Source organism: Coleofasciculus sp. C1-SOL-03, from assembly GCF_040220555.1.
Classification (GTDB): Bacteria; Cyanobacteriota; Cyanobacteriia; order Cyanobacteriales; family Coleofasciculaceae; genus Coleofasciculus.
In genome coordinates, this window is sequence record NZ_JAVJUO010000091.1 from 48,921 (window position 1) to 60,659 (window position 11,739).

Annotated in this window: 11 protein-coding genes; 7 read left to right on the plus strand and 4 right to left on the minus strand. The window is 47.1% G+C overall.

The window, feature by feature from the left end:
• Nucleotides 1-132: 132 nt before the first annotated feature.
• Both RIE73_RS16045 and RIE73_RS16050 read right to left on the minus strand, forming a co-directional pair.
• Entirely contained in the window at nt 133-867 is a 735-nt protein-coding gene (locus RIE73_RS16045) for a hypothetical protein (RefSeq protein WP_446402123.1), read from the minus strand.
• A gap of 125 nt (nt 868-992) precedes the next feature.
• The gene (locus RIE73_RS16050; RefSeq protein WP_446402124.1) at nt 993-4,172 is read right to left on the minus strand and encodes a TRAFs-binding domain-containing protein; all 3,180 of its coding nucleotides are present in this window, start codon (nt 4,170-4,172) and stop codon (nt 993-995) included.
• A 270-nt stretch (nt 4,173-4,442) separates the two neighbouring features.
• Between RIE73_RS16050 and RIE73_RS16055 the strand changes: the two genes are divergently transcribed.
• On the plus strand, nt 4,443-4,598 hold the full coding sequence (locus RIE73_RS16055) for a hypothetical protein (protein ID WP_446402125.1): 156 nt from the start codon (nt 4,443-4,445) through the stop codon (nt 4,596-4,598).
• 199 nt (nt 4,599-4,797) lie between these two features.
• A complete protein-coding gene (locus RIE73_RS16060) occupies nt 4,798-5,991 on the plus strand; it encodes a D-Ala-D-Ala carboxypeptidase family metallohydrolase (RefSeq protein ID WP_446402126.1) in 1,194 nt (397 codons plus the stop codon).
• A 181-nt stretch (nt 5,992-6,172) separates the two neighbouring features.
• Here the strand turns inward: RIE73_RS16060 and pdxA are convergent, their stop codons facing one another.
• Nucleotides 6,173-7,258 (minus strand): 4-hydroxythreonine-4-phosphate dehydrogenase PdxA, encoded by a 1,086-nt coding sequence (gene pdxA, locus RIE73_RS16065; RefSeq protein WP_446402127.1) that lies wholly within the window; start codon nt 7,256-7,258, stop codon nt 6,173-6,175.
• 75 nt (nt 7,259-7,333) lie between these two features.
• Between pdxA and petM the strand changes: the two genes are divergently transcribed.
• The 4 genes from petM to RIE73_RS16085 all read left to right on the plus strand — a co-directional run bounded on the left by petM (nt 7,334) and on the right by RIE73_RS16085 (nt 10,781).
• Nucleotides 7,334-7,435, plus strand: a complete 102-nt coding sequence (gene petM, locus RIE73_RS16070) for a cytochrome b6-f complex subunit PetM (protein ID WP_446402128.1) — start codon at nt 7,334-7,336, stop codon at nt 7,433-7,435.
• 199 nt (nt 7,436-7,634) lie between these two features.
• Nucleotides 7,635-8,609 (plus strand): SDR family oxidoreductase, encoded by a 975-nt coding sequence (locus RIE73_RS16075; RefSeq protein ID WP_446402129.1) that lies wholly within the window; start codon nt 7,635-7,637, stop codon nt 8,607-8,609.
• Nucleotides 8,610-8,737: 128 nt separating this feature from the next.
• Entirely contained in the window at nt 8,738-9,655 is a 918-nt protein-coding gene (locus RIE73_RS16080) for an NAD(+) kinase (protein WP_446402130.1), read from the plus strand.
• Between the two features lie 547 nt (nt 9,656-10,202).
• The gene (locus tag RIE73_RS16085) at nt 10,203-10,781 is read left to right on the plus strand and encodes a Uma2 family endonuclease (RefSeq protein WP_446402131.1); all 579 of its coding nucleotides are present in this window, start codon (nt 10,203-10,205) and stop codon (nt 10,779-10,781) included.
• A gap of 93 nt (nt 10,782-10,874) precedes the next feature.
• Here RIE73_RS16085 and RIE73_RS16090 read toward each other — a convergent pair whose 3' ends face one another.
• Nucleotides 10,875-11,615, minus strand: a complete 741-nt coding sequence (locus RIE73_RS16090; RefSeq protein ID WP_446402134.1) for an Rpn family recombination-promoting nuclease/putative transposase — start codon at nt 11,613-11,615, stop codon at nt 10,875-10,877.
• Nucleotides 11,616-11,650: 35 nt separating this feature from the next.
• On the opposite strand from RIE73_RS16090, the gene RIE73_RS16095 reads away from it, so the two are divergent.
• Nucleotides 11,651-11,739, plus strand: an 89-nt coding sequence (locus RIE73_RS16095; protein WP_446402067.1) for a helix-turn-helix domain-containing protein, incomplete at its 3' end; no start/stop codon positions are given.

Here is an 11,739-nt window from a genome sequence, read left to right on the forward strand (position 1 = left end):
TTGTTAAACAATTTGTGATAAAATTGGGTCAGCGGTAAGCGTTAAACTGAAGTTATTTTTTATGATCGCATAAACTAATATATTGCATCGACACAGCTTTAATCAAGGATGCTCGTTGAGCCGGACTGGATCTCAAGAAAGCATCTGTCCAATCATAGAAGCCAGTACGGCAGCATCTTTATTCATATCAATAGCGTGCAAAAGTCCCGATGCCACTAAATCTATGGCTCGCTCATCCGTTACCTCTCCCTGCAACGCGGCTGCCAATTTATCCGCCGTTCGTCCACTCCCGGCTAAGACAATCGCAGGTCGCCTTGCTTTCACACTTTGCGCCACATCCTGCCAGGTAATTTCGCCGCCATTGATCACAATCGTCACCGAGGGTAAACCCTTGGCTAAATGACTACCAATCTGAGATAACCAGGGGGATTCATCTCCCCAATTGCAGCCTGGAACTAATATAAAGTGGGTGTGATTTGGCTCTAGCATTGCCGCATCAGCATTTACACTTTTAACCCCAGGAAGCAGAACTGTACCCATGGCGGCGACGCCAATTAAGGGGAATGTGGCACAAATCCTTGTCCGCGCTTGACCGATAAATTGCATAATCCCCGCATCTGTCCCCCCATCAACAACCGCCACTCCTAGTTGTTCAGCCAGAGGCGCAATCACTTCGATAAAAAGACGTCGCAAATCATTTTTGTCCGACTCACTAATCTTACTCGCCCCACCCACTAGCGCTAGGGTCGGGCGGGGTTGGTCAAGACCAAGCTGGTGCAACGCCGCCGTCAACGTGGTGGGACTGTGGACTTGCACAACATGGGCGGTGAGGTTATTCTTAAAGGTTAAAGTAGAGGCGTTTTCCATTGAATTAACTCTAGAGAGAGAATCGTTCAATCATTCAGTTTAGTATTCCCAGTTGTTTGCTGATTTCACAAACAAGTCGGAAAACCAACCTGTAGAGACGCGCCATGGCGCGTCTCTACATTTATTTAACGGGCTAACACTTCCGTCCTGGTGTTCCAGTAGTCAAACTTGGTGGTATCAATATGCTCAACCACGCCTCCCAAGTGGCGTACTTGGTGAACCATGTCACCTGTACCTCCGGGCGCGTCACCGCCTTTACCATTCCACAAAACAATCAGTCGCACTCGATCAATGCCATACATGAGGGTCGAATACAACGCCCAGCGATTATTGCGTTGGAAGGCATTATCCCCGATCGGCACATCTCCCAATCGTTCCGGTTGCAGATGAAACGACACATTGGGATGATTCTGAATCGTATAGAAACGGGATGTCCAGTTATCCCCAGCAAAACTAACGGATTCGGCAATAAACTGAGCCGGAGCAAACGGCAGAAACACCTCCACCTTCACGTTCCGCTTTAAGCAGGCTTCGATAAACAAAATATCACCGCCACAAGCGGCACCGGGAGCAATTGCTAAGCAATTGGTACTGGGATTTAACTTATCCAGAGTCTCCTCAATTTTTCGCCGCGCCTCATGTTCCATGGCAGCGGGAAAACGCGGTTGCTCCCTTGTGGGACTATCAATCATGTGACCGGAAAAGAGAATCACTTGTGTGGGTTCTGGTTCACTCTCATCAGCAATCATGGCGGTTTCATTGTTCAGACGCTCCAGTTCTCCTTGGATCACCACCTGTCCCGCCTGCACGTACTTGGGACGGAAAGAAAGGGCTGCCAACAGTTGCAGTTGATCCAGGGTGGCTTCGAGGGCAAATTTATTGTTCCAGAGGAGAGTCAGTGCCTTCTTATAGGCTCGCGTAACCTGTTTCGGGGTTTGAGCTGCCAATACCATTAAATCTCCCAAAGAAACATACGCCCAAGCATCATTTTCATTGTGTTTAACGGCACTTTCTAGGCAGAAGTGAACCGCACCTTGGAGATTGGGTAACTGTTGCCGCAGTGCTTCCCCTTCCGCATCACTATCGACATCACAATGCTGGACTAAATGATCGAGGACAGCTAATAAGGTTAAGGCGTTAATCCCCGAATAATAGTGATTGTGATCCAGTCGATAGGCTTTGAGATAGGTATCAACGGCTTTTTTGAGTAAGTGAGCCGCATCATAGGCGGCGTTCAATCGCTCTGATTGATCAGGGATATCTTGCCATTCATTCCGCCACATTTCCTTGTAAATGCGAGCTAAGTAACAGAGGGCATCAATGTTTTTCGGTTCATCCTGGAGTAATGACTCCAATTTGACAATCGCTTCATCAAATTGCTTTAAGCGGCTCAGATGAAAAGCTTCTTCCTTGCGAAACTCAGAATTGTCGGAATTAATTTTTAACCCTTGGCGATATTCTTGCAGGGCGAGGGCATGATTGCCTAGATTTTTTAGGGCTTTACCTGCTTCAGCTAGGGCTTCTTCTTTGATCAGGGGATTACTCACCTCTTCGGTTAATAACAAGACATCCCCAATCCGCTTTTGCCGCTGGGCAATCACCACCCGCTCTTGCCATTCTTTGTACTCTTGCCAATAGCCAGTTGCCAGAGGCGTTTGCAAGGACTTGCGATCCGGTTCATCGAGTCCAGTTAAAACATTAAAAATGGGACTATGAATGCGGTTTTTGTCCGATTCCCAAGTGGCACGGGCAATTTTGACGATCGCCTGCTTATCTTTTTCCAAGTAGTTCGGGTCTGGACAGCCGCTCTCATCGCAGTGATAGGGCAAGGTTCGCACGTTGAAAATGTCGTAAGGCATATACGCCCGACCACATTGAATATGCACTAAACCCCGTTTCCGCAGCGCGTGACGAACGCCTAATTCATAAAATACGTTGGCATTGTCAATACTTAAATCGGTGAGGACGAGGTCAGCGAGCAATAGCTCTTGAAACATATCGGTGATAATATCGCCGCTCACGGATTCTTCATCCGCCCGAAATGATTCAAACCCAGCTTCTTCTAGGGCGGGTTTGATTAAGGTTTGATAAATGCTGTTAAAATCAATCCAACGCCCATCGGGTGCCTTTTTACGTCCAAAGGGCATGACCACAAAGGCATGAGGCAAGCCTTTTTTTTGCGGTGTTTGAGCCGGCTTTTCGACCTTCTGCACAATATCTAAGGTGACTGTTTCCTGCGTCGATTTGGCAGCCACGGCTATGGTTTCAACCTTTTTGTCTTCAGCAGCCTCTGGCACCGGTTCGATGAGTTTGGGGGTAGGATGTTTGAGTGCCTCGGTGAGTAAATCATCACTGGGTTCCAGGGATGGCGTCACCACTTGACGCCGTTCAGCCATCGGTTGACGGTAGTAATTCCAGAGCGCATTTTCTGTGGCTAACACCAACTGGAAAAATTCCTCACCCGTTCGCTCGGCTGCGGTGAAACTTTGCCAGCGATCGCGTATCATGTTCAGGGCGAGAATGAGTTGATTATTGGCATTCACGCGATCGTCAATTCGTCCGACTTCTAGCCACAGGGTAAATGCTGTAGCTAAAAAGAGGGTAAATGCTACCCAGATCCCAACATTTACGCCCAATACGGGTAACAATGCACTCAATCCCGCGAAGCTAAACAGGGCAATTTGTAAGCGGCGGCGAGTGGTGTTGAGTTGGGCAAGTTCTTGGGTATACTGTTGCAGTTGCGCGTCTAAGCGATAGTGTAAGTAATCGGGGGGCAGTAAATCACTAAAACCCGGGTCACGAGTCGCCTGTTCACCTCCCTCATCTGGGGGAAGATTCCCGGTATAGGGTTGCAGCACTAAATCACCGCCCAGACTATCAAAAACCTGGCGTTGAATTGCACTCACTCGTTCATTCAACCACTGGTGACGATTTTCTTGTCCAGGTAACAATGTCCGATACAGATAAATCGTTTTGCGAGTTTCCTCAGCACCCGCATTGAGGATTTGCCAATACTGTCCTTGTTGCGGGTTGCGACTGATCGCCAAGACAATGACATTGATAATCGGAACTAAAACTAAACTGATAATTAATAGCCGCCCAGGTGGAGCGGTAATGACGGTTCTATCCACACTCGCGATCGCCACCGCCAGGAATGTGGCGATCGCACTGAGCAAAATTGCTCCACCCCGGAGACTTAAGTATTGTCTGTAGGTGATTGCCGCTTGGGTTTTAAGCTGGGCGTATCGCTGCCATGCTGTTTCTAAGGCTAAGGAGCGATCGCTATTCAAGTCGTGTTCTATCATTGACTGTTCGGCTTTATCCTACTGCTATCTTCTGATTTCGCCTAAATATAGGGATTAGACGCCTAAGTTCACCTCATAATATAATGTATAATCATGGAGAAAAGCAATTTTTATGAGTATTAGATGCCCAAACTACCATTGTGAGCGGTCTAAGTCGTCGGACTTTCATTAAACTTAACGGTTAAGATTAGGCAACAGGCAACAGGCAACAGTAATTATTAACATTTCTTAGTACAGCGTACAGGATTGATATATAGGTACTTAAAAGCCATGAACGTAGACTATGATACTGCTGTGATCATGTTAGCCATCACTTTCCCTGTCGTGATGACTTTTTTACTCGTTAGTGGGGAGTTAGAACTTTGGGCTTATTTAGGCATATATGGTATTTGTTTGTGGGGACTAGGAGCTTTAAAAAAAGAATAAGTAGGTGGGGACAATTAAAGTTAACGGTGGAGATCGTCATTCGTCATTTGTAAGGGTTTGATGGTTGTTTACATAAGTTAACATGGTTGAGTTTATTTCCATCAACCTACTTAAGTTAGAATAACTATTGCCTATTCCCTATTTCCGAATGTTAAACTCTTGACTAGAGTTAATTGTACCTCAAGGGCTAAACACAGCTATGGACTTTCGCCTCAAAACCCTCCTACCGGACTACGAAAAAGCATTCTTGACCTGTAACTTACAAAAAGGAAAAGAAGCCGAAATCCAACAAATTACTGAGAAAATGAAGGCGCTGCGACAACACTACGAAACCGTTGAACAAGCCACAGGCATTCCCTGGTGGTTTGCCGCCGTTATCCACTATAGTGAGTGGAACTTCCGCAAACCTAACTTATTTGTGAAAAAAGTCACTGAAGTGTTACTCGCAAAGGAATTCCACAAAGCCCGAACTCGCACCCTGGGAGCTTATTTGTGGGGATTCGACTTGTGGGATGGATTCAGACATGGAGCCGGAGAGGAATCGGAGTGGGTTTGGGCTGGAACCACGGTTCTGAAGACCCCATCCAACCGGATTGGAGCCGCAGCGATTGTTTACTATCTCCAATCCCAAAAAATTATTGATATTGCTAAACCCGGGACAGGAATTAAAGTCAAAATCCTATCAGATACCGTATTTAAAGCACGACCTGACCAATCGTTTCGGCTCAAACCGGAGGAGAAGATCACCGTTAAAGCAGGGACTCACCTAGAGCTGATTGAGGATGAACCTGCTGATGGGGGTCACGTCAAAATCCTTTTACCCGATGGGGTTTTATTGGGGCAGAATAATCAAAGTAATTGGTATGTTTTCAAGGATCATATTGCCATTGAGGGAAGTGAACCGAATAATCGTCCGAATGAGGCGGCAGAAGAACCGGAAACCAAAATTACGTCCCCCAATCAAGGACGTCCCATTACGGTGCCAAAATTAGGAACAGTTTACCTAGGGAATTCAATTCTCGAAGGAGGGCATTTTAGTTGGGCAGAAGCCACCAAGAATGGCGCAAGAATTCCGGTGAATAATGAAGTAGTTGAGGGGATTTTGAGAGTAGCTCAAGTGATGGAAGAAGTGAGGGACTATTTGGGGGGGGCTCCGATTACCGTCAATTCCTGGTATCGTGACCCGGTTACTAATCGTAAAGTCGGAGGAGCAACAAAATCCAGGCATTTAGTCGGGGATGCAGTTGATTTTGTGGTTCAAGGGATTTCCCCTCCCCAAGTCAATCGGCGTCTAGAATCTTGGTGGGGAAGTCGCGGCGGATTAGCGAGTGCGAGTTGTTTTACCCATATTGATGTGAGAGGATATCGCGCTCGGTGGAGTTACGGATTTTAAATTTGTCATTTGTCAAAACACTGATTTCACGGATTTATTGGAGAGATAGGGGTAGGGAGGTGAGAGCTTATTGACACGGATTACACAGAGAATTTAGTTCTCTCATCTCCCTCATCTCCCTCATCTCCCCCATCTCCCCCATCTCCTAGACGTTCCATCACGTCAGTACGACTACTCCCGTTTAACTTTGCCGATGTCGGACTAATTGTGCGGCGAGTTGAATGGCGGCTTTCATACTGGTGGGATTCGCAATTCCCTGACCTGCAATATCATAGGCTGTCCCGTGATCGGGAGAGGTTCGCACAAAGGGTAGACCAATTGTGGTGTTGATGGCGCGGTCAAATGCCATCAGTTTAACTGGAATTAAACCTTGGTCATGATAAAGCGCTAAATATGCATCGGGGAGATTGGGGATCGCTGAGTTACCATACCAAGCTTGACCTGCTTTTACCCACAGGGTATCTGGTGGTACAAGTCCATCTAATTTTAACTGAGGACGTTGTTGTCGTTCCTGCTCTAGCCAGGGAATTAACCGCTCTTTTTCCTCACGCCCTAACTGTCCTTGTTCACCACTGTGGGGGTTTAACCCAGAAATGGCAATGCGAGGCGTTTCTACCCCAAACTCCAGCCGTAAGCATTCCACCAGTAAATCCAGTTTTGTTTTCATCAAGTCTGGGGTTAAGGTAGGGGGGACTTGATGTAAGGGAATATGGGTGGTGGCTAACAGGGTTCGCAATAGCCACCCGGTATGAGGCGATCGCGCGACGAATAGCATCCCGAATCGTTCCACACCAGCCGCCTGTGCTAGCACTTCGGTTTGACCCGGATAGTGATGTCCAGCGGCTTTCCACCCTGATTTGGCAATCGGTGCGGTGACAATTCCCTCAAACTCACCCGCCAAGGTTTGGGCGATCGCACTCCTCAAATAAGCAAAACTGGCGTCCCCACTGGCTGCATTTCCCTGTCCCAAAGTAATCTGGCGTTCGGTTGAGGCGTCTAAGGGGATATCTAAAATCGATAGATGATCCGGTTCAGCCAGAGGTATGCTATCGTCTACGGTGTGCCGCAGTTGATGATATGCCGTCTGTAATAACGAGCGACTACCAATAACCGTTATTTGAGCATCTTGAGTTATCTGCTCATCTGCCAACGCCTTGAGCACCACCTCCGGACCAATTCCAGCCGGATCACCCAAGGTGACAGCCAAGCGAGGACGCCCTTGGGGTGGGTGGTTTGGTTGTGTAAACAATCGTTTCTCAGTTTTCATTTTGGAATCAAACCCAATCGCGATAATCTTATAACTTAGAGCCTGTTTAGCGATCGCAAAAGGAGATAAGACATCATGGGCGCTGAAATTTTCAATGCTGCTGTACTATCCTTTACCCTCATTCTCGTGGGTATGGGTTTAGGATTTTTGTTACTCAAAATCCAAGGCGAAGGGTAGATTTGTTTGAGGGGAGATAGGGGAGATGGGGAAGATGGGGAAGATGAGAGAACTAAATTCTCTGTGTAATCAGTGTCAATAAGCTCTCACCTCCCTACCCCTATCTCTCCAATAAATCCGTGAAATCAGTGTTTTGACCAATGCCAAATTCTGATAGAATTATATAGAAATGTTAAGTTTACAGGCAAAACTTTTATAAATGAACTTGTTGGTCGTTGGTGCAACAGGCACTTTAGGAAGACAGGTGGTTCGTCGGGCGCTAGATGAAGGTCATCAGGTGCGCTGTCTGGTGCGTAGCCCCAGAAAAGCCACATTTTTAAAGGAATGGGGAGCGGAAGTGGTTCAAGGGAACCTGTGTCAACCCGATACGTTACCGCCTGCTCTGGAGGGTATGACCGCTATCATTGATGCAGCCACCTCTAGACCAACAGGTTCCCTGACGATTAAACAGGTAGACTGGGACGGTAAAGTGGCGCTGATTCAAGCGGCGGTGGCGGCGGGAGTGGAACGCTATGTCTTTTTCTCGATTCTCAATTGTGAGAAATTCCCCAAGGTGCCGTTGATGGAGATTAAGCGGTGTACGGAACTGTTTCTGGCAGAATCGGGATTGAACTACACCATCCTGCAACCGGCTGGGTTTATGCAAGGGCTGATTATGCAGTATGCTGTGCCAATCCTGGAAGGACAAGCGGTTTGGATTACTGGGAAAGCCGCGCCTACGGCGTACATGGATACTCAGGATATTGCTAAATTTGCCATTCGTGCGCTTGAGGTTCCGGAAACGACAAATAAAACCTTTCCGGTTGTGGGAACACGAGCCTGGAGAGCCGATGAGATTATTAATATCTGTGAGCGATTGTCGGGTAAAGAAGCCAAAATTGCTCGACTCCCGATTAATTTCTTGCGGGCGATGCGCCAGATCACCCGATTCTTTCAGTGGGGGTGGAATATCGCTGATCGCTTGGCATTCACGGAGGTGTTAGCGACGGGGAAACCGATGACGGCTTCAATGGATGAGGTTTATCCGGTTTTCGGTCTTGATCCCAAAGATACAACCACTTTGGAAGCTTATCTGCAAGAGTATTTTAGTCGAATTACCAAGAAGCTGAGGGAAATTGACTATGAGAAAAGCAAGGCGAAGAAGAAGAAGAAGACACCAATGAAAAAACCCTAAGTTCTGATGGGTGATGGGGCTGACTTTTCATGGGATCGGGAAAACCTCTCTCCAAACCTCTCTCCTTGAGCGAGCCAGTGTTATTGGCTAAAACAAATATTAATGATGTATGACGCGGACTGATAAGTGTGGGCAAAGCAGGGATTATCTATAACGACTACAAACCTATAGCTTGTCGGGTTGCTAAAGAGTTACAAGAGCAACTCATGGCGGCGGGTTGGGAGGTTTATATGGCAACGGGTGTTGGCGGACTTTTAGGCTATTCCCGCCCAGAGTCTCCAGTCTGTCATACACCCATAGACAAGCTAGCCGCGCCGGGATTTGATGAAAAAATGGCGTTTGCGATCGTTCTGGGGGGAGATGGTACGGTGCTGGCGGCGTTTCGCCAAGTGGCACCTTTTGGAATTCCTTTGCTGGCAATTAATACAGGACACATGGGATTTCTCACCGAAATATACCTGAATCAACTTCCCCAGGCGATAGAACAGGTGATGACGGGGGAGTATGAGATTGAAGAACGAAGTATGCTGTTGGTGCAGGTGATGCGGGCTCAGTGTATATGGTGGGAAGCCTTGTGTTTGAATGAGATGGTATTACACCGGGAACCGTTGACCTGTATGTGCCATTTTGAGGTGCAAATTGGACGGCATTCACCTGTGGATATTGCGGCTGATGGGGTGATTATCTCCACACCGACGGGTTCGACGGCGTATTCCCTGAGTGCGGGGGGAACGGTGGTAACGCCGGGGGTGTCGGTGTTGCAGTTGATGCCGATATGTCCTCATTCCTTGGCGTCGCGGGCGTTAGTGTTTGCGGATACGGAAAAAGTGCAGGTGTTTCCGGCGATGCCGACTCAGTTGGTGATGGTGGTGGATGGAAATGCGGGTTGTTATGTGTTACCAGAGGATCAGGTGCATGTGGCGCGATCGCCTTATTCGGCTCGATTTATTCGCTTGCAACCACCTGAGTTTTTCCGGGTGCTGCGTGAGAAGTTGGGTTGGGGATTACCTCATATTGCTAAACCGACATCGGTGGAGTTACCTTAGGGCAAGAAGGCAGGAGGCAGGAGGCAGGAGGCAGAAGGTCAGAAGGCTTATACAATAAGACTTTACACGTTTTTTAACTGGAGAGTTACTTCCGCCGAGCTGGTCTAGTGCAGTTGAACCCATCGGTAGTGAACAGCTTTGGGATAATTCGATTTTTTTTCTGTGATGCGACAACCAGTAGGTGTTTTTTTCGGGGAGTCAAAATTTGAGGCTGTAATCATTATTGGGTCAGGGATACAGCTTTTTTCACGGATGAGGAGGTTGTCGCAAAAGCTGAAAAGCTTATTCAGAAAGGGTTTGATGCTTTTTTGTTGGCAGGGGTTGTCAACACCGAGGGCTGAAATGCTACGGTTAGAGGAGGTTGTCGCAATCGAACCTTGAAAACAAAATACAGCAAGCGTTTCAGAGGTCGGCGGTCAAAATCCTCTATAATCCCTACCAGGGATTGAAACAGAAACACTAATGTAAGTAAGGGCTTGGTTACCAAGCCCCTACAATTGGCGAAATTCTCTGCAACTCCTATCGGCGATAACCAAAACCGAATACCATGTCCCCACTACTTGACAAAACAACCGATCAACGCATTGTTCATCAGGGAACCTGGGAACAGTTTAAGTGTATTCAAATGGGTTTTGAGGGTTCTTCTGGAGTGCGCCTCTCTTATTATGAAGGGATGATCGAGATTCTCATGCCGGGACAGGATCATGAAACATTTGCTCGTATTATCAGTTACTTAGTCACAACATTTCTGGTTGAACAGGGAATCTTCTTTAAGCCTACAGGGGCGATGACTCAGGAAAAACCCGGCGTTGTTTCCGCCCAAGCTGACGAGTCTTTTTGTATCGGAAGTGTCAAGCCGATTCCCGATTTGTCGATTGAAGTCGTTTTCACCAGTGGAGATACCAGTAAATTAGAACGCTATCAAGCGTTGGGCGTTCCAGAGGTTTGGTTTTGGCAAGATGGATTACTGAAGCTGTATCATCTTCGAGATAGTGGTTATGAACCCATTGAACGCAGCCAGCTATCTGGATTGAGTGAACTTGATATTGACTGGCTAAGACAGTGTATTTTGATGGCGGAGACTGATGCAGGCGAAGCGATTCGGGCATTTCGACGCGGGATTTAGCGAGTCAGGTGGGCAATGCCCACCCTACTTGTCTATAATCTCCATCAGGGATTGAAACTCGGACATTAAGAAACATAGAGATAGCGCGATCGCTCAGTTAGAAGACTCTCCTGATTCAATCGCCTGTTGTAGCATCGCTTTGTTGAGTGCAGCAGATGGAGTATCAAGGGATTCAAGGTTACTCGCTAACAATTGCTCGACTGTAGCCGCCCATAAACTAGACAGAACATGACGCCAAGCCTGAAGCTGTGCTGAATGTCCGTCTTGCTTGCACCATTGTGCGATCGCGTCTGATAGATTTTCTATTTTATCAGGTAACGGTTTGATTAATTCAGCCAAGTTAGCCAAATCTTGAGCCGAGAAAAGCTCTCGTTGATGACTTAAGAGTTCCATAAAAGCCGCAACATTCTGTTGAGCGAATGACTGTGCTGCTGCTTGGACAATTTCGAGAGGCAAATCTAACCCTTCAGCAATCATCTCCAAATTTAAACCCAACTGCATCATCCGAGGGATGGCTTCTAACTTAGCTTTGAGTTGACCTTTTTGTTCACCTTCATCGAAGCCTTCTTGTTTAGCTTCCTGATAAACTTTGGTTTGTTTGAGTTCACTTAACCCGAACATGGCTTCTATCTCCTCCCGGCTTTTTTGCGGTAATTTGTAAACAATAATTGTCTCAATTAAATTAATTAGGTTCCGTTGTGTCGTCTGATCCCTTATCTGGGCTTGGGCTTGTTCGATTAAGCGCCTTGCTCGTTCAGGGGCTGTCTGTTCCCTCTCAATCACTAGCTTAACAAGATTAACCCCCAGGGAATCCGATGCATGATAACTAATTATCTAAAACTTTGACTTTATTTGCTATACTTTTATGTATGGCAGAACAAAGACGGCATAAGATAACTGAAGCGGCTGAGATTCTGGGGGTAAACCCTTGGACTCTTAGGCGCAAGGTGTACAAAAA

Excerpts from the sequence above, each read along its gene's own strand:
- RIE73_RS16085 (WP_446402131.1), top strand. The coding sequence starts at position 10,203 with ATGTCCCCACTACTTGACAAAACAACCGATCAACGCATTGTTCATCAG.
- pdxA (WP_446402127.1), bottom strand. The coding sequence starts at position 7,258 with ATGAAAACTGAGAAACGATTGTTTACACAACCAAACCACCCACCCCAA.
- RIE73_RS16050 (WP_446402124.1), bottom strand. The coding sequence starts at position 4,172 with ATGATAGAACACGACTTGAATAGCGATCGCTCCTTAGCCTTAGAAACA.
- RIE73_RS16055 (WP_446402125.1), top strand. The coding sequence starts at position 4,443 with ATGAACGTAGACTATGATACTGCTGTGATCATGTTAGCCATCACTTTC.
- petM (WP_446402128.1), top strand. The coding sequence starts at position 7,334 with ATGGGCGCTGAAATTTTCAATGCTGCTGTACTATCCTTTACCCTCATT.
- RIE73_RS16075 (WP_446402129.1), top strand. The coding sequence starts at position 7,635 with ATGAACTTGTTGGTCGTTGGTGCAACAGGCACTTTAGGAAGACAGGTG.
- RIE73_RS16045 (WP_446402123.1), bottom strand. The coding sequence starts at position 867 with ATGGAAAACGCCTCTACTTTAACCTTTAAGAATAACCTCACCGCCCAT.
- RIE73_RS16060 (WP_446402126.1), top strand. The coding sequence starts at position 4,798 with ATGGACTTTCGCCTCAAAACCCTCCTACCGGACTACGAAAAAGCATTC.